18 protein-coding genes are annotated in these 17632 nt (G+C 73.1%); 16 read left to right on the top strand and 2 right to left on the bottom strand.

All coding sequences use genetic code 11. From position 1 onward, the window contains the following. Positions 1-3: 3 nt before the first annotated feature. A complete protein-coding gene (locus ACVJO7_RS06655) occupies positions 4-594 on the top strand; it encodes a TetR/AcrR family transcriptional regulator (RefSeq protein WP_491672127.1) in 591 nt (196 codons plus the stop codon). Positions 595-599: 5 nt separating this feature from the next. Here the strand turns inward: ACVJO7_RS06655 and ACVJO7_RS06650 are convergent, their stop codons facing one another. Further along, the gene (locus tag ACVJO7_RS06650) at positions 600-1859 is read right to left on the bottom strand and encodes an isochorismate synthase (protein ID WP_344027110.1); all 1260 of its coding nucleotides are present in this window, start codon (positions 1857-1859) and stop codon (positions 600-602) included. A gap of 95 nt (positions 1860-1954) precedes the next feature. On the opposite strand from ACVJO7_RS06650, the gene ACVJO7_RS06645 reads away from it, so the two are divergent. Beyond that, positions 1955-2440 carry a DUF3592 domain-containing protein gene (locus ACVJO7_RS06645; protein WP_491672126.1) on the top strand — a complete coding sequence of 162 codons (486 nt, stop codon included), beginning with the start codon at positions 1955-1957 and terminating at the stop codon, positions 2438-2440. A gap of 47 nt (positions 2441-2487) precedes the next feature. On the opposite strand, the gene ACVJO7_RS06640 is transcribed toward ACVJO7_RS06645, so the two are convergent. Next, positions 2488-3306, bottom strand: coding sequence for an inositol monophosphatase family protein (locus ACVJO7_RS06640; RefSeq protein WP_491672125.1), 819 nt, complete (start codon positions 3304-3306; stop codon positions 2488-2490). 166 nt (positions 3307-3472) lie between these two features. Here ACVJO7_RS06640 and ACVJO7_RS06635 point away from each other — a divergent pair, with 166 nt between their 5' ends. From ACVJO7_RS06635 to nuoK, 14 genes are all read left to right on the top strand, one after another. Then, positions 3473-4633, top strand: a complete 1161-nt coding sequence (locus ACVJO7_RS06635; protein ID WP_491672124.1) for a glycosyltransferase family 4 protein — start codon at positions 3473-3475, stop codon at positions 4631-4633. 330 nt (positions 4634-4963) lie between these two features. Then, entirely contained in the window at positions 4964-5545 is a 582-nt protein-coding gene (locus ACVJO7_RS06630) for a hypothetical protein (RefSeq protein WP_491672123.1), read from the top strand. 25 nt (positions 5546-5570) lie between these two features. Beyond that, a complete protein-coding gene (locus tag ACVJO7_RS06625; RefSeq protein WP_491672122.1) occupies positions 5571-6263 on the top strand; it encodes a demethylmenaquinone methyltransferase in 693 nt (230 codons plus the stop codon). A 318-nt stretch (positions 6264-6581) separates the two neighbouring features. Beyond that, the gene (locus ACVJO7_RS06620; RefSeq protein WP_085910676.1) at positions 6582-6947 is read left to right on the top strand and encodes an NADH-quinone oxidoreductase subunit A; all 366 of its coding nucleotides are present in this window, start codon (positions 6582-6584) and stop codon (positions 6945-6947) included. 10 nt (positions 6948-6957) lie between these two features. After that, positions 6958-7656, top strand: a complete 699-nt coding sequence (locus tag ACVJO7_RS06615) for a NuoB/complex I 20 kDa subunit family protein (RefSeq protein ID WP_344027121.1) — start codon at positions 6958-6960, stop codon at positions 7654-7656. Beyond that, a complete protein-coding gene (locus tag ACVJO7_RS06610) occupies positions 7653-8498 on the top strand; it encodes an NADH-quinone oxidoreductase subunit C (protein ID WP_425563663.1) in 846 nt (281 codons plus the stop codon). Before ACVJO7_RS06615 ends, ACVJO7_RS06610 begins: the two co-directional genes overlap by 4 nt. A 43-nt stretch (positions 8499-8541) precedes the next feature. Next, complete coding sequence (locus ACVJO7_RS06605; protein WP_491672121.1) at positions 8542-9894, top strand: NADH-quinone oxidoreductase subunit D; 1353 nt, start codon at positions 8542-8544, stop codon at positions 9892-9894. Then, positions 9891-10721, top strand: coding sequence for an NADH-quinone oxidoreductase subunit NuoE (gene nuoE / locus ACVJO7_RS06600; protein WP_344027125.1), 831 nt, complete (start codon positions 9891-9893; stop codon positions 10719-10721). Before ACVJO7_RS06605 ends, nuoE begins: the two co-directional genes overlap by 4 nt. Next, a complete protein-coding gene (gene nuoF / locus ACVJO7_RS06595) occupies positions 10721-12085 on the top strand; it encodes an NADH-quinone oxidoreductase subunit NuoF (protein ID WP_491672120.1) in 1365 nt (454 codons plus the stop codon). The genes nuoE and nuoF overlap by 1 nt, the downstream gene beginning before the upstream one ends. After that, positions 12082-14538, top strand: a complete 2457-nt coding sequence (locus ACVJO7_RS06590) for an NADH-quinone oxidoreductase subunit G (RefSeq protein WP_491672119.1) — start codon at positions 12082-12084, stop codon at positions 14536-14538. Before nuoF ends, ACVJO7_RS06590 begins: the two co-directional genes overlap by 4 nt. A gap of 23 nt (positions 14539-14561) precedes the next feature. Then, on the top strand, positions 14562-15806 hold the full coding sequence (gene nuoH / locus ACVJO7_RS06585; protein WP_491672218.1) for an NADH-quinone oxidoreductase subunit NuoH: 1245 nt from the start codon (positions 14562-14564) through the stop codon (positions 15804-15806). Then, a complete protein-coding gene (gene nuoI, locus ACVJO7_RS06580) occupies positions 15807-16346 on the top strand; it encodes an NADH-quinone oxidoreductase subunit NuoI (protein WP_085915823.1) in 540 nt (179 codons plus the stop codon). It begins immediately after the preceding gene. Beyond that, complete coding sequence (locus ACVJO7_RS06575; protein ID WP_491672118.1) at positions 16343-17311, top strand: NADH-quinone oxidoreductase subunit J; 969 nt, start codon at positions 16343-16345, stop codon at positions 17309-17311. Before nuoI ends, ACVJO7_RS06575 begins: the two co-directional genes overlap by 4 nt. Continuing rightward, positions 17308-17607: an NADH-quinone oxidoreductase subunit NuoK gene (gene nuoK / locus ACVJO7_RS06570; protein WP_344027134.1), complete on the top strand. Its 300-nt coding sequence runs from the start codon at positions 17308-17310 to the stop codon at positions 17605-17607. The genes ACVJO7_RS06575 and nuoK overlap by 4 nt, the downstream gene beginning before the upstream one ends. Positions 17608-17632 lie beyond the last annotated feature (25 nt).

Below are 17632 nucleotides of genomic sequence, written 5' to 3'. Positions count from 1 at the left end.
GGGATGGCACGGCAGCGAGCCACCAGCGTCCAGGAACTCGTCGACGCCGCGGCGAGGGTGTTCGAGCGCAAGGGCTACGTCGACGCCACGATCAGCGACGTCGCGGCCGAGGCCGGGGTCAGCAAGCCCACGCTCTACCAGTACGTCGACTCCAAGGGCTGGCTGCTGGAGACCATCGTCGAGCAGGTCATCTACCCGCTCCGGCACGGCGTCGAGGAGATCGTCACGAGCGACGGGTCCCCGCGCGAGAAGCTCGAGGCATACCTGCGGCTGCAGGTGGACTCGGCCGTCCGGTACCGAACCTACTACCGGGTGCTCACCGCGGACGAGCACCAGCTCTCGCCGCAGGCTCTGCGGAACTACCGGTCGTGGGCCCGTGACGTCAACCACGCCGCGGAGAAGCTGCTGCACGACTGTGTGCAGGACGGGGTCGTCCGGGACGACCTGGACATCCCGACCATGGTGAACCTGATCAACGGGATGCTGCTGTCGGTGTCCCGCTGGTACCACGGCTCCGGCCGGCTGGGTCCCGACGACCTGCACGCCCAGGTGCTGGGCCTGCTGACCGGATACGTGCTCCCGGTGCGGGACTGATCCGGTCAGCCCTCCAGCGCGTCGCGCACCGCCCGCATCTTCGCGGCGGCCTCGCGCACCTCGGCGTCCGGATCGGAGTCGGCGACGATCCCGCACCCGGCGAACAGCCGCGCGGTGCGGCCCTGCAGCTCCGCGCAGCGCAGCGCGATGCCCATCTCGCCGCCGCCGTCGGCGTCGACGTAGCCGACCGGGCCCGCGTAGCGGCCGCGGTCGAGCCCCTCGATCTCGCTGATCAGCGCGGTCGCGTCCGGGGTCGGGGTGCCGCCCACGGCGGCGGTCGGGTGCACCGCGCCGGTCAGCGTGAGCAGCGACGCGGGCCGGTCCGGGTCGAGCCGGGCGCGCACGTCGCTGGCCAGGTGCGACACGTTCGGCAGGGTCAGCACGGCCGGGGTGTCCGGCACGGCCAGCTCGGCGACCAGCGGGCGCAGCGACGCGGCCAGCGAGTCGACGGCGTAGGCGTGCTCGCGGCGGTCCTTCGCCGAGCCGTACAGCGCGGTGCCGACGTCGGCGCCGGAACCGGAGGGCCACATCGTCCCGGCCAGCACCCGGGACTCGACGGTCTGCCCGTCGAGCCGCAGCAGCAGCTCCGGGGTGGCACCCACCAGGCCGTCGACGGCGAAGCTCCAGCAGGTCGGGTAGCGCCGGGCGAGCCCGTGCAGCAGGAACCGTGGATCGAGCGGCGCGTCGGCGTGCGCCAGCAGGTCGTGCGCGAGCACCGCCTTCGCCAGCTCCCCGGCGCGCATCCGCTGCACCGCCTCGGCGACGGCGACCCGGTAGCGGTGCGCGGGCACGTCGCCGTCGGCGTAGCGCAGCCGCCCGCCGGGGCGCACCGGGGCCGGCGGCCGGATCGCCGCCTGCGCGAACGGCGCGTCCGCCGGGGTGATCTCGGTGATCCACGCCCGGGACCCGCGCCGCCCGACGACCACCCGCGGCACCACCAGGACCGAGCCGGGGGCGTCGTCGTCGAAGGTGAAGGACGCGAACGCGACCGCACCGGTGCCGGGCAGCCGGACGTCGTCGCTGTGGCCGTCGAGACCGTCCACCACCGAGCGCCACCACCGGTCGGCCTCGGCGAACCGGTCGGGGCCGGAACCGGTGAACCGGGCGACCTCGCCCCAGCCGACGATCCCCTCGTCACCCCCGGCGTCGCCACGGACCCAGCTCAGCGGGTCGGCGTCGCCGGGGAGGGTGTCCAGGAGCGGTCCGTCCAGCCGGAGCGGGCGGGTGCGGACGCGCAACGCGGTGGTGGCCGGTGCGACAGTCACAATCCGAGAGTAGGCAACGCGCCGTACCGGCGTGGCGTCCCGGGGCGAGGTCCCGGCCACACCCGGGTGGCCGGCGCTTCCTAGACTCGCCGATCGTGACCAGTCCGACGGGCGACGTGCTGACCGAGACCCGGGCCGCGGCGGGCCGCCTCCTGAGCCGGGTGCGCTACCGCGTTCCGGAGATCGTCGCCGGGGTCGGCGCCACGCTGACGCTGCTGGCCGTGATCGCTCTGGGCGGGGCGTTCCTGAACGACGCGCAGATCGACGCGAACCGCGGCACGACGGCGGCGACCGTCCTGGAGGGATCGGACTACTGGCGCACCGTCGTCCGGTTCGTCGACGACCAGGGGCGCCTGCAGACCCCCGGATCGGGGATCTCGTACCCGGCCGGGCTGACCCCCGGCGAGAACATCTACGTCGAGTACGACACGACGGAGCCGACCCGGTTGCGGGTCGCCGGCCGGTCCGCGGTGGACGGGATCCTGCCGATCGCCGGTGGGATCGCGGCGGTCTGGGTGGTCGTCGGCCCGGCGTACGTGGTGCTGCGGCGGCGCCGCGACCGGCGCGACCGGCAGGACTGACCCGACCGGCGGGCCCGACCGTCCCGACCGGCGGGCCCGGGCCCCGGTCAGTCCCGCCACAGCGCGGCGACCTCGGCGGCCGCGTGCGGGGCGACGACGAGCATCCCGCCCTCGGGCATCGCCGCGGCCCGGCCGTCCCGGCCGAGCACCAGCGCCCCGGCCTCGGTGGCCAGGCAGAGCGCCCCGGCCACGTCCCACTCGTGGTAGCGCTCCAGGGTCGCCGCGACCGCGTGCCCCAGCGCGACCTGGGTGATCGCGAGTGCGGCCGACCCGAGCACCCGCACCCCGGCGTGCGCCGACCGGCAGCGCCGGAGGAACCCGGGCTCCGGGTCCTCGGCGCAGACCAGCGCCCCGGCGGGCCCGGTGGTCCGCGGCGCGGGCACCGGCACCCCGTTCGCCCGGAACCCGCGGCCGCGGGCGGCGGCGTAGATCTGGCCGCGGCCCGGATCGGCGACGACCCCGACGACCGGCCCGTCGTCGTCGACCAGCGCCAGGCTGTAGGCGCACCAGGGGAGCCCGGCGACGTAGTTCGCGGTGCCGTCGATCGGGTCCACCACCCAGCGCAGCGGCGCGGCGTCGGCGTCGGCGCGGCTGTCGTCGCCGGTGCCGTACTCCTCGCCGACGACCGGGCAGCCCGGGAAGTCCGCGGCCAGCACCCGGCGGGTGTGCCGCTCCAGGGTCCGGTCGGTGTCGGTGACCCAGTCGAACGGGTTGGCCTTGACGCTGCGGCCGTGCTCCTGGCCGAGCGTCGCGGTGATCACCTCGGCAGCGTCGTTCGCCAGCCGGCCCGCGGTCTCCAGCGCGCGGGACAGCAGTGCCGGATCGACCGGTCGGGCGGGTCGGGAGGTGTGCGGGACGGCCGTCATGCCACCCGAGTGTCCGGGCGGGGGATGACCCGGTCGCGACCGCGAGATGACGCGTGCGCGCCGGGAACGCCAACTCGCGTGCGCCGTACCCGATGTTCGCGCGTCGTTCTGCGGGTGATCACGCCGCGGACCCGGCCCGGCGTTCCGCCGGCGCCACTGTCGGGTCGTGCGCATCGCGATCGTCTCCGAATGCTTCCTGCCGGTGGTCAACGGTGTCACCAACTCGGTGCTGCGGGTGTGCGAGCACCTGCGCGCCCACGGGCACGACGTGCTGGTGATCGCCCCGGGGACCGGTGAGCCCGCCGAGCACGACGGCGTGCCGGTGGTCCGGGTCCCGGCGGTCGGGCTGCCGGTGGTCAACTCGATGCCGGTCGGCGTGCCGAGCCGCCGGGTGCTGACGGCGCTGCGGGCGTTCCGGCCGGACGTCGTGCACCTGGCCGCGCCGTTCGTCGTCGGTGCCCGCGGGCTGGCCGCCGCCCGGCGGCTCGGCATCCCGACCGTCGCCGTCTACCAGACCGACGTGGCCGGTTTCGCGTCGTCCTACGGACTCGGCCTGACCGCCCGCGCGGCCTGGCGCTGGACCTGCCGGCTGCACTCGCAGGCCGACCGGACGCTCGCGCCGTCCAGCTGGGCGACCGGAGCGCTGCGCGAGCGCGGGGTGCCGCGGGTGCACCAGTGGGCGCGCGGCGTCGACACCCGCCGGTTCACCCCGTCCCGGCGCAGCGCCGCCCGGCGGGCCGAGCTGGCGCCGGGCGGCGAGCGGCTGGTCGGCTTCGTCGGCAGGCTCGCCCCGGAGAAGCAGGTCGACCGGCTCGCCGTGCTCGGAGACCTGCCCGGCACGCGGCTGGTCGTCGTCGGCGACGGGCCGAGCGCCGACGGCCTGCGCGAGCGGCTGCCCGCGGCGGCGTTCCTCGGGCACCGCGGCGGCGACGAGCTCGCCGAGATCTACGCCAGCCTCGACGTCTTCGTGCACACCGGCCAGTCCGAGACGTTCTGCCAGGCCGTCCAGGAAGCGCTCGCCTCCGGGATCCCGGTGGTTGCGCCGGACGCCGGCGGGCCGCGCGACCTGGTGCTCCCCGGCCGCACCGGGTACCTGGTGGCGCCGCGGCCGGAGCCGGCCGGCGAGCCCGGCGATCCGGCCACCGACGCCGCCGACCGCGAGCTGGTGGCCGCCGTGCGGGCGCTCTGCGACCCGGACCGCAACCGGGCGTTCGGTGCGGCCGCCCGGCAGTCGGTGCTGCGCCGCACCTGGTCGGCGGTGGGGGACGAGCTGCTCGCGCACTACGCCCAGGTGCTGCGCGAGGCCCCTGACCGGCTGGTGGCCTGAACGATCCTTCCCGCACCGCGTGCGCCGCCGCACCCCGGTTCGGTCGCCGCACCGGGTGGAGCGGGTGCGCGGTGGTGCTGGGGGTGCGAGGAGCCCGGGCGCCCGGGTGCCCGCGCGCCGGCCCCGTTCCCCGGGCGGTGGGCTCTCGCACCACCCCTCGCCCCATCGCCGCGCGCCCTCGCCTCGGGCCGCGAGCCGCGAGCCCTCGCCGCGAGCTGCGCGCCCCACCCCGAACCGCGCACCGGACCCCACCAGCACCGGCCCCACCCCCACACGGACTCCGTAGTCGTGCGGACCCGCACGCCCGCCTCCCACGTCAACCTGATGGACATGACACGCCTGGGCCGCACGATCGTCGTCGAACCGCAGGGCGAGCTCCGCACGGTGGACACCTCGGCCGCGGTGGCCCTGACCGGCCGCCTGCTGCACGCCGGACCCGCCGTCCGTGCGGCCGCCCGCACCGAGGTGCTGGCCGCTCCGCAGCGGATGATGCCGCCGGTGCTGTTCGCCCTCTCGGCGAGCCTGGTCGCCGGGGACGCGATGGCCGACGCCGCGGCCTGGTTCTACGCAGCGCAGGTCAGGGCCCGGTTCGACGCGGTCCGCTGCACCGATCCCACGGCCGCGTCCGCGCTGGCGGTGCTGCGGGACCGCTACGGCGAGCCGGTGAACCGCTGGGCGTTCGCCGATCCGGCGCGGGTCCGGCGGGCCGCGGTCCGGGGCGTCGCCTGGGACCGCACCGCGCCGCACGACTACGACCACCGCTGGATCGCGCTGCACGGCATGGGCGCGTTCACCGGGCCCGGCACCGGGGTGAGCATCCCGCGCGAGGAGTGGGCGCCGGCCGCGGCCAGGGTCCGCGCCGAGTACCTGGCCGGGCTGCGGGCGGTGCTGGCCGAGCAGTTCGGCCGCTGAGCCGGGCACTGCGTAATCTCGTGGTGTGTCCCGCGCCGAGCTCGACCGGAACCCGCACGACGTCGCCCGCATGTTCGACGGCGTCGCCCGGCGCTACGACCTGACCAACACCGCGCTGTCCGGCGGGATGGACCGCTACTGGCGGATCCAGACCCGGCGCGCGCTGGCCCCGCAGCCGGGGGAGCGGGTCCTCGATCTCGCCGCGGGCACCGCGGTGTCCACTGTGGAGCTCGCGAAGGACGGCGCCTGGTGCGTGGCCGCCGACTTCTCGCTGGGCATGCTGCGCGCCGGCGCCCACCGGGACGTGCCGAAGGCCGCCGCCGACGCCATGCACCTGCCGTTCGCCGACGGCGCGTTCGACGCGGTCACCATCTCGTTCGGCCTGCGCAACGTCGCCGACCCGGCGGCCGGCCTGCGCGAGCTGGCCCGGGTCACCCGGCCCGGCGGGCGGCTGGTCGTCTGCGAGTTCTCCACCCCGACCTGGGCCCCGTTCCGCGCGCTGTACCAGGGCGCCGTGCTCGGGCACGTGCTGCCCGCGGTGGCCCGGACGCTGTCGTCGAACCCGGACGCCTACCTCTATCTCGCCGAGTCGATCCGGGACTGGCCGGACCAGCCCGCGCTGGCCCGGCGGATCGCCGAGGCCGGCTGGGAGCGGGTCGCCTGGCGGAACCTCACGGTCGGCGCCGTCGCGCTGCACCGGGCCGTCAGACCGGTCTGATCGTTTCCGGCCCGGCCGGTCCTTCCTCGTTGCGCTGCAACATTTCCTCATCCGTCGTGCAATCCACCGAGACGGATTCCGGGAGCACGCCCTACACTCGTCCGCACGTTCGTGAAGTTTTTCACAAGCGTGGTGGCCGACAGGCCGATCGGAGGGGCCCGACCTGGGTGGACGTGCGCCGTGACCGGCGCGTCGGCCGCCCCAGGTAAGGCTCACCTGGGTCGTTCGTCACACGGCGACGGACATAGGGTCTCCGGCGACCGGCTTGTGGATCACCACTACCAACGGCGGTGGCCGCGCGACTACGAAGGTGTACGGATGCTCGATCCCTATCTCCCGCTCGTCCTGCTGTTCGCGTTGGCAGCCGGTTTCGCGCTGTTCTCGGTCGCCTCCGCCCCGCTCATCGGACCGCGCCGGTACAACCGGGCCAAGCTCGACTCCTACGAGTGCGGCATCGAGCCCTCGCCGCAGCCGATCGTCGGTGGTGGACGGATCCCGGTCGCCTACTACCTCACCGCGATGCTGTTCATCCTGTTCGACATCGAGCTGGTGTTCATGTACCCCTACGCCGTCATCGCGGATGCGGTCGGTGTCTTCGGGTTCGTGGCCATCACGCTCTACATCGCCACCATCGCCTTCGCGTACGCCTACGAATGGCGGCGCGGCGGACTCGAGTGGAGCTGACGGAGCCGAAATGGGACTCGAGGAGAACCTGCCCAGCGGTGTCCTGCTGACCAGCGTCGAGAAGCTGGTCAACTGGACCCGGAAGTCGTCGCTCTGGCCCGCCACGTTCGGCCTGGCCTGCTGCGCGATCGAGATGATGACGACCGGTGCCCCGCGCTACGACCTCGCCCGCTTCGGCATGGAGGTCTTCCGGGCCTCGCCGCGGCAGGCCGACCTGATGATCGTCGCGGGCCGGGTGAGCAACAAGATGGCCCCGGTCCTGCGCCAGATCTACGACCAGATGCCCGAGCCGCGCTGGGTGCTGGCGATGGGCGTGTGCGCCAGCTCCGGCGGCATGTTCAACAACTACGCGATCGTCCAGGGCGTCGACCACGTGGTGCCGGTCGACATGTACCTGCCCGGCTGCCCGCCGCGGCCGGAGATGCTGATGGACGCGATCCTGAAGATCCACGCCAAGATCTCCGACGAGCCGCTCGGCCCGAAGCGGGCCGCGGAGCTGGCCGAGTCCGGCTACCGCACGCCGATGGTCCCGTCGTCGATCAAGTTCGCGCCGAAGCACAAGGGCCTCGACGCGCTGAAGAACACCCACACCCCGGACGTCCCGAACTACCTGGAGCCGGGTGCGCAGCCCAAGGTGAGCGACGGCGGACTGCCCTCGCTCGCCGAGGCCGCGCGGCAGCAGCAGCTCACCGGGGGTGAGGACAGGTGACCGAGCCGACCGGCACGTCCAAGGACGAGGCCCCCGAGCCGGAGGCCGCGGGCGTCGGCGCCGAGCCCACCGGCGGACCGCACTCGTCGGCCCAGGAGAGCGGCGCCGAGCTGGAGCAGCAGCAGGCCGCCGGCGGCGGCGACGCGCTCGCCGGCACCCGCCCGGCCGCCGCCATCTCCGAGACCCGCACCCGGTCGGGCATGTTCGGCGTCCGCGGCACCGGCGACACCTCCGGCTACGGCGGCCTGCGGCTGCCCGGCCACGCGCCGGCTCCGGCGGAGCGCCCGTTCGGCGGCTGGTTCGACGAGTTCGCCGACGAGCTGGGGGCCGCCCTCGACGAGCGGGGCATCCCGCGGGACTCGATCGAGCAGGTCACCGTCGACCGCGACGAGCTGACCCTCTACATCGTCCCGGCCCGGCTGAACGCGGTCGCCCGCACCCTGCGCGACGACCCCGGCCTGCGCTTCGAGTTCTGTTCCGGGGTGTCCGGTGTGGACTACTCCGCGCCGGACGGCAGCCCGGTCGACCGGCCGCTGCACGTCGTCTACCACCTGCTCTCGATGACCTACCGGCGCCGGGTCCGGCTGGAGGTCGCGCTCGACCTGGAGCAGCCGCACGTGGACAGCGTGGTGGACGTCTACCCGACCGCGGACTGGCACGAGCGCGAGACCTGGGACATGTTCGGCGTCGTCTTCGACGGCCATCCCGCGCTCACCCGGATCCTCATGCCCGACGACTGGGACGGCCATCCGCAGCGCAAGAGCTACCCGCTCGGCGGCATCCCGGTCGAGTACAAGGGCGCGGAGATCCCGCCCCCGGACGAGCGGCGGGCCTACTCGTGACCGGCCGATCCCGGCAGCGACCGGACGAGCGGAGGACGAATCCGTGACCAGCACTGACGACCGCTCCACCACACCGAAGCAGGACCCGTACGCCGCGCCGGGCCGCCCGACCACCGAGGGCACCGTCTACACGGTCACCGGCGGCGACTGGGACACCCTGATGGATGCGGAGCACGACGACCGCATCGTCATCAACATGGGTCCGCAGCACCCGTCCACGCACGGCGTGCTGCGCCTGGTCCTGGAGCTCGAGGGCGAGACCGTCACCCAGGGCCGCGCCGTCATCGGCTACCTGCACACCGGCATCGAGAAGAACTGCGAGTACCGGACGTGGACCCAGGGGGTCACGTTCGTGACCCGCGCGGACTACCTGTCGCCGCTGTTCAACGAGGCTGCGTACTGCATGGCCGTGGAGAAGCTGCTCGGCGTCACCGTCCCGGACCGGGCCGAGCACATCCGGGTGCTGCTCATGGAGCTGAACCGGATCGGCTCGCACCTGGTCGCGCTCGCCACCGGCGGCATGGAGCTGGGTGCGCTGACCGGCATGACCTCGGGCTTCCGTGAGCGCGAAGAGGTGCTGCACCTGCTGGAGCACCTGACCGGGCTGCGGATGAACCACGCGTTCATCCGCCCGGGCGGGCTCGCCCAGGACCTGCCCGCGGACTACCAGGAGAAGATCACCGACTTCCTGAAGGTGATGAACTCCCGGCTGCCCGACTACGACAAGCTGCTCACCGGCCAGCCGATCTGGCGCCAGCGCCTGGAGGGCGTCGGCTACCTGCCGGTCGACGGCTGCCTGGCGCTCGGCGCGTCCGGCCCGATCCTGCGGTCCGCCGGCCTGGCCTGGGACCTGCGCAAGCACATGCCGTACTCGGTGTACGACCAGTACGACTTCGAGGTGCCGACGGCGACCGAGGCCGACTGCTACGCCCGGTACCGGCTGCGGGTCGCCGAGATCCACGAGTCGCTCAAGATCATGGAACAGGCGCTGGCGCATCTCGCGGAGATCGGGCCGGGCCGGGTCATGGTGGACGACCCGAAGGTCGCCTGGCCGGCCCAGCTCTCGATCGGCAGCGACGGCATGGGGAACACCCTCGAGCACGTCCGCAAGATCATGGGTCAGTCGATGGAGTCGCTGATCCACCACTTCAAGCTGGTCACCGAGGGCTTCCACGTGCCGCCCGGCCAGGCGTACGCAGCGGTCGAGTCGCCGCGCGGCGAGCTCGCCGCGCACCTGGTGTCCGACGGCGGCACCCGCCCGGTCCGCGTGCACCTGCGGGATCCCAGCTTCGTGAACCTGCAGATGATGCCCGCGATGAGCGAGGGCGGCCAGGTCGCCGACGTGATCGCGGCCGTCGCCTCGATCGATCCCGTGATGGGAGGTTGCGACCGATGACGCTCCCGGAGGGCAACCCGGAGACGAACTCGCCCGCGCCGGTCACCCCGACCGAGCGTCACTTCCCGGCCCCGGCCGAGCCGTCGCCGGTCTCGCCGGTCTTCGACGAACTCACCCGGCAGCGGACCAAGGAGATCATCTCCCTGTACCCGCAGTCCCGGTCCGCGCTGCTCCCGCTGCTGCACCTGGTGCAGTCGGTGGAGGGCTACGTCAGCACCGACGGCATCCGGTACTGCGCCGAGGCGCTGGACCTGACCACCGCCGAGGTCTCGGCGGTGGCGACCTTCTACACGATGTACAAGCGCAGCCCGTGCGGCGAGCACCTGGTCAGCGTGTGCACCAACACGCTGTGCGCGGCGCTCGGCGGCGACGACATCTACGACCGGCTGCGCACCCACCTCGGGTCCGCGGACCGGCCGCTGCGGCACGAGGAGACGGCCGGCGAGCCGGGCAGCCCGGGGTCGATCACCCTGGAGCACGCCGAGTGCCTGGCGGCCTGCGATCTCGCGCCGGTGCTGCAGGTCAACTACGAGTACTTCGACAACCAGACGGTCGACTCCGCGGTCGAGCTGGTCGACGCGCTGCGCCGCGGCGAGCGGCCGCAGCCGACCCGCGGCGCCCCGCTGACCGACCTGCGCACGGTCGAGCTGGAGCTGGCCGGCTTCACCGACGAGGCGTCCACCGTGGACACGACCGCGCGGGTCGAGGGCCCGTCGTCGGCGGTCGAGTCGGTCCGCGGGGTGCGGCTCGCCGAGGAGAACGGCTGGACCGCCCCGGCGATGCCGGACGAGCCGCCCGCGATGCCCGCGCTACCGGAGAAGAAGTGATGAGCACTCCCGATCCGATCACCCCCGTCCTGACCCGGCGCTGGCTGTCCCCGCGCTCCTGGTCGATCGACACCTACACCCGGCTGGAGGGCTACTCCTCGCTGCGCACCGCGTTCGCCGCGCACCCGGACCAGCTGATCCAGCTGGTGAAGGACTCCGGCCTGCGCGGCCGCGGCGGCGCCGGGTTCCCGACCGGGATGAAGTGGGGCTTCATCCCGCAGGACGACGGCAGCGGCAAGGGTCCCGGCGCGAAGCCCAAGTACCTGGTGATCAACGCCGACGAGGGCGAGCCGGGCACCTGCAAGGACATCCCGACGATGATGGCCGATCCGCACGCGCTGATCGAGGGCTGCATCGTCACCTCCTACGCGATCCGGGCGAACTTCTGCGCCATCTACGTGCGCGGCGAGGCGCTGCACTGCATCCGCCGGCTGCGCGCCGCCGTCCGGGAGGCGAAGGAGGCCGGCTACCTCGGGCGCGACATCCTCGGCTCCGGCTTCGACCTGGAGATCGTGGTGCACGCCGGGGCGGGCGCCTACATCTGCGGCGAGGAGACGGCGCTGCTGGACTCGCTGGAGGGCCGGCGCGGCCAGCCGCGGCTCAAGCCGCCGTTCCCGGCGACGTCCGGGCTCTACGCCAGCCCGACGGTCGTCAACAACGTCGAGACCATCGCCTCGGTCCCGGCGATCGTGGCCGGTGGCGCGGACTGGTTCCGCTCGATGGGCCGGGAGAAGTCGCCCGGCCCGAAGATCTACTCGATCTCCGGGCACGTCGAGCGCCCCGGCCAGTACGAGGCGCCGCTCGGCGTCACGCTGCGCGGGCTGCTGGAGCTGGCGGGCGGCATGAAGGACGGCGTCCCGCTCAAGTTCTGGACGCCCGGCGGCTCCTCGACGCCGCTGCTCACCGCCGACCACCTCGACGTGCCGCTCGACTTCGAGGGCGCCGCCGAGGCCGGCTCGATGCTCGGCACCACGGCCGTGCAGGTCTTCAACGAGACCGTCTCGGTGCCGTGGGCGGTGATGAAGTGGACCGAGTTCTACAAGCACGAGAGCTGCGGCAAGTGCACCCCGTGCCGGGAGGGCACGTTCTGGCTGGTGCAGGTGCTACAGCGGATGGTGCGCGGCGAGGGGACGACGGCCGACATCGACATGATGGTCGACGTCTGCGACAACATCCTCGGCCGCTCGTTCTGCGCGCTGGGTGACGGGGCGACGAGCCCGATCACCAGTGCGATCCAGTACTTCCGGCAGGAGTTCCTGGACCTGATCGCGTCGCAGCCCGACGTCGAGAGGCCCGAGCAGCTCGCGGACGTGGAGCTCGCGGAACGGACCGACGGAACAGAACTCACCGGAGCCCACGCATGACCCTCTCCCCCGAGAAGTCGACCGACACCCCGGTTCCCGACGGGCACGTCCGGCTCACCATCGACGGCCAGGTCGTCGACGCCCCCAAGGGCGAGCTGCTGATCCGGACCTGCGAGCGGATCGGCATCGTGATCCCGCGGTTCTGCGACCATCCGCTGCTCGACCCGGCCGGCGCCTGCCGCCAGTGCCTGGTCGAGGTCGAGATGGGCGGCCGGCCGATGCCGAAGCCGCAGGCCAGCTGCACCATGACCGTCGCGGACGGGATGGTGGTCAAGACCCAGAACACCTCCGAGCGGGCCGACAAGGCGCAGCAGGGTGTGATGGAGCTGCTGCTCATCAACCACCCGCTGGACTGCCCGATCTGCGACAAGGGCGGCGAGTGCCCGCTGCAGAACCAGGCGATGGCGCACGGCCGGGCCGACTCCCGGTTCGTCGAGCGGAAGCGGACCTTCCCTAAGCCGCTGCCGATCAGCTCGCAGGTGCTGCTCGACCGCGAGCGCTGCGTGCTCTGCCAGCGCTGCACCCGGTTCTCCGAGGAGATCGCCGGCGACCCGTTCATCGACCTGCTGGAGCGCGGCGCGAACCAGCAGATCGGGATCGCCGAGGACCAGCCGTTCCAGTCCTACTTCTCCGGCAACACCATCCAGATCTGCCCGGTCGGCGCGCTGACCAGCGCCGCGTACCGGTTCCGGTCGCGGCCGTTCGACCTGCGCTCCACCCCGGGCACCTGCGAGCACTGCAGCTCGGGCTGCGACATGCGGACCGACTCCCGCCGCGGCACCGTGCTGCGCCGGCTGGCCGGCAACGATCCCGAGGTGAACGAGGAGTGGCTCTGCGACAAGGGCCGGTTCGCCTTCCGCTACCTGGGCAGCGCGGGCCGGATCACCCGGCCGCTGGTCCGCCGCGCCGACGGTGAGCTGGCGGAGACCTCCTGGACCGAGGCGCTGCAGATCGCCGCGGAGGGCCTGACCGCCGCCCGCGACGGCGCCGGGATCGGCGTGCTGACCGGCGGCCGGCTGACCGTCGAGGACGCCTACGCCTACGCGAAGTTCGCCCGCCTCGCCGCCCGCACCAACGACATCGACTTCCGCTCCCGGCCGCACTCGGACGAGGAGCTGGAGTTCCTCGCCGCGCACGTCGTCGGGACCGCACCCGACGGCGTCCCGGGCGAGGCCGCGGTGACCTTCGAGAAGATCGAGAACGCGCCCGCGGTGCTCACCGTCGGCACCGACCCCGAGGAGGAGTCGGGCATCGTCTTCCTCCGGCTGCGCAAGGCGTGGCGGAAGAAGGGGCTGCGGCACTTCCAGGTCGCGCCGTTCACCAGCACCGGCGCCGAGAAGACCGGCGCCACCGTGCTGCACGCGGTGCCGGGTGCCGAGGCCGCCGTCGTCACCGAGCCGGGTGCCGACGTCACCGCCGCCCTGGAGCAGCCGGGCGCGGTGATCCTGGTCGGCGACCGGGCCGCCGAGTCGCCCGGGCTGTACTCCGCGGTGTCCGCGCTCGCCGCCCGCACCGGCGCGTCGATCGGCTGGCTGCCGCGCCGGGCCGGCGACCGCGGGGCGCTGGAGGCCGGCGCGGTGCCGACCCTGCTGCCCGGCGGACGGCCGGTCACCGACGCGGCCGCCCGCGCCGAGCTGGAGCGGCTGTGGGGCTCCGGCCCGCTGCCCGCCGAGCCGGGCCGTGACGGCGACGCGATCCTGGCCGCCGCCGCGGCCGGTGAGCTCGCCGCCCTGGTGGTCGGCGGGGTCGACCCGCAGGACATGGCCGACCCGCAGGCCGCGATCACCGCGCTGCGCGAGGTCGGCTTCCTGGTCAGCCTGGAGATGCACACCTCGGCGGTCACCGAGCTGGCCGACGTGGTGCTGCCGGTCGCGCCGGACGCCCAGCGCTCCGGGACCTACGTCAACTGGGAGGGCAGGCACCGCCCGTTCGGCGTCGCCCTGGACGCGACCGGCGTGCTCCCGGACTGCCGGGTGCTGGACACCCTCGGCGTCGAGATGGACACCGACCTTTTCACCCAGACCCCGGCCGCCGCGGCCGGCGAGCTGGCCCGGCTGGGCACCCGCCGGGCCGGGACGCTCGCCCCCGCGGTCGCGGCGGGCGAGGCGAAGCGGCCCGGCTACGGCCAGGCCGTCCTCGCCACCTCCCGTCAGCTGGTCGACGACGCGTCGCTGTCGATCGACGAGCCGGCGCTGGCCGGGACCGCACGACGGCCCTACGTGAAGCTGAACGCGGCGACCGCCGAGCGGCTCGGGCTGATCGAGGGCGAGGACGCCGCCGTCCGGACCGACCGGGGCACGATCACGCTGCCGGTCGCGCTCGCCGACGCCCCGGACGGCGTGGTCTGGCTGCCGACCTGCTCGCCCGGATCGCACGTGCGGCCCACGCTCGGCGCCGGGCACGGTGACCTGGTCGGGGTGGTCCCGGCCACCGGAAACGGAAGTGCGTCGTGAACCTCCTCCAGACCCCGGACGGTCTGACCCGCACCCAGGAGCTGCTGGCGAGCGACCCGCTGTGGCTGACCCTGCTGAAGGTGCTCGGCCTGTTCGTGATCGGGGTCGTGCTGACCCTGTTCATGATCAACTGGGAGCGCAAGGTCGTCGGCCGGATGCAGCACCGGCCCGGGCCGAACCGGACCGGCCCCGGCGGCTGGCTGCAGAGCCTCGCCGACGGGCTGAAGCTGGCGTTCAAGGAAGACATCATGCCGGCGCTGGCCGACAAGAAGGTCTACTTCATCGCCCCGGTCATCTCGACGATCCCGGCGTTCGTCGCGCTCTCGGTGATCCCGTTCGGCGGTGAGGTCACGATCTTCGGCCAGCAGACGGTGCTGCAGCTGGTCGACGTCCCGGTCGGCGTGCTCGTGGTGCTGGCCTGCTCCTCGATCGGCGTCTACGGGATCGTGCTCGGCGGCTGGGCGTCCGGCTCGCCGTACTCGCTGCTCGGCTCGCTGCGCTCGGCCGCCCAGGTCATCTCCTACGAGATCGCGCTCGGCCTGGCCGTGGTCGGCGTGGTGCTCTACGCCGGATCGCTGTCGACCGCGTCGATCGTCGGGGCGCAGGCCCAGGGCTGGTACGTCTGGCTGCTCTTCCCGAGCTTCGTGGTCTTCGTGATCGCGATGGTCGGCGAGACCAACCGGGCGCCGTTCGACCTGCCGGAGGCCGAGTCCGAGCTGGTCGGCGGCTTCCACACCGAGTACTCGTCGCTGAAGTTCGCGCTGTTCTTCCTCGCCGAGTACGTGAACATGGTGACCGTCTCGGCGATGGCGGTGACGCTGTTCCTCGGCGGCGGCATGTGGCCGTGGCCGCTGAGCTTCCTCAACGAGTACGGCTGGATGCAGTTCCTGGCCTTCATCCTGAAGACCCTGCTGTTCCTGTTCATGTTCATCTGGCTGCGCGGCACGCTGCCCCGGTTCCGCTACGACCAGTTCATGAAGCTGGGCTGGAAGGTCCTGGTCCCGGTGATGCTGGTCTGGATCGTCGCGATCTTCGGCATCCGCGCCTTCCAGTCGACCGGCGGCGACAACATCGTGCTGCTGCTCTCGCTGATCGGGTTCGCGCTGGCCGTCGTGCTGGCGGTGGCCTTCCTGCTGCCGGACCGGCAGGTCGAGGCCCCGCCGGTGGAACCGGCGTCGGACTACCCGGTGCCACCACTGGACCTGAAGGTCCCCGAGTCACCACCGAAGCGCCGCAAGGCCGTGCGGGCAGGACAGGAGGCCGAGTAGATGTTCGACTTCTTCAAGGGTTTCGGCGTCACCTTCTCGACGATGTTCAAGAAGGTCGTCACCGAGGAGTACCCGGAGGACTTCCCGCCCGCCGCGCCCCGCTACCACGGTCGCCACCAGCTCAACCGGCACCCGGACGGGCTGGAGAAGTGCGTCGGCTGCGAGCTGTGCGCCTGGGCCTGCCCGGCGGACGCGATCTACGTCGAGGGCGGGGACAACACCGAGGAGGCCCGGTACTCCCCGGGTGAGCGCTACGGCGCGATCTACCAGATCAACTACCTGCGGTGCATCGGCTGCGGCCTGTGCATCGAGGCCTGCCCGACCCGGTCGCTGACGATGACCAACTTCTACGAGCTGGCCGACGACAACCGGCAGGACCTCATCTACACCAAGGAGCAGCTGATGGCTCCGCTGCTGCCCGGCATGGAGCAGCCGCCGCACCCGATGCGTCTCGGCGAGGACGAGCAGGACTACTACGTGCAGGGCCCGACGCTGGCGAAGACGTCGGTGCTCGACCAGACCGGGGAGCAGATCCGATGACGGCGCTGGCCCCCCTGTCCGGGTTGCCGGTCGTGCTCGCCCAGGCCGGCGGCGAGGTCACCACCGGCGAGGCGATCGCGTTCTGGGTGCTCGGCCCGGTCGCCCTGGCCGGCGCGCTCGGCCTGGTGTTCGCCCGGCACGCCGTGCACGCGGCGCTGCTGCTGGTGCTGACGATGTTCTCGATCGCCGTGCTGTACCTGGTGCAGTCCGCGCCGTTCCTCGGCTTCGTGCAGATCATCGTCTACACCGGCGCGGTGATGATGCTGTTCCTGTTCGTGCTGATGCTGGTCGGCCGGGACTCCAAGGACTCGGTGATCGAGGTGCTGCGCGGGCAGCGCGCCGCGGCGCTGGTGTTCGGCGTCGGACTGGCCGCGCTGCTGGTCGGCGGCCTGTCCCGCGGGCTCACCGACGTCACCCCGGCCGGTCTGGCGCAGGGCGGGCTCGGCTGGAACGGCAACGTCCCCGAGCTCGGACGGCTGATCTTCACCGACTACCTGCTGGCGTTCGAGCTGACCGCGGCGCTGCTGATGGTCGCCGCGCTCGGCGCGATGGTGCTGACCGGCTCGCAGAGCTCGCAGCACGCGAAGCTCAGCCAGCGCGAGACGGTGCTGCGCCGGCTGCGCGGCGAGCACGCCCGGATCTCCCCGCTGCCCGGCCCGGGCGTCTACGCCACCGCGAACTCGGTGGCGCTGCCCGCGCTGCTGCCGGACGGCTCGATCGCGCCGGAGTCCCTCGCCGAGATCATCGAGTCGGTGTCGGTGGACGTCCCGGACACGACGACGCCGGACGCGCACGCGCTGACCGGCCGCCCGGCCCCCGACCGGACGATCGAGTCGGGCGAGGCGAGTGAGACCGGGGCGGGCCCCGCAGGCAGCACCGGGGCGGGCCCCGCAGGCGACACCGGGGCGGGCCCCGCAGGCGACACCGGGGCGGGCCCCGCAGGCGACACCGGGGAGCACCGATGACCCCCGAGTACTATCTGCTGCTCTCCGCCCTGCTGTTCACGATCGGTGCGGTCGGCGTGCTGGTCCGCCGGAACGCGGTCGTGGTGTTCATGTGCGTCGAGCTGATGCTGAACGCGGTGAACCTGTCCCTGGTCACGTTCTCCCGGATCCACGGCAACCTCGACGGGCAGGTGATGGCGCTGTTCGTGATGGTCGTCGCCGCCTGCGAGGTGGTCGTCGGACTCGCGATCATCACCGCGATCTTCCGCACCCGTCAGTCGTCCTCGGTGGACGACGCGAACCTGCTCAAGTACTAGGAGCCCCCGGGTGACCCTCCAACTC

The sequence above is a fragment of the Pseudonocardia sp. DxW genome, assembly GCF_058448985.1.
Note: the sequence above shows the minus strand (reverse complement) of the source record. Positions and strands in the feature narration are given on the sequence as shown.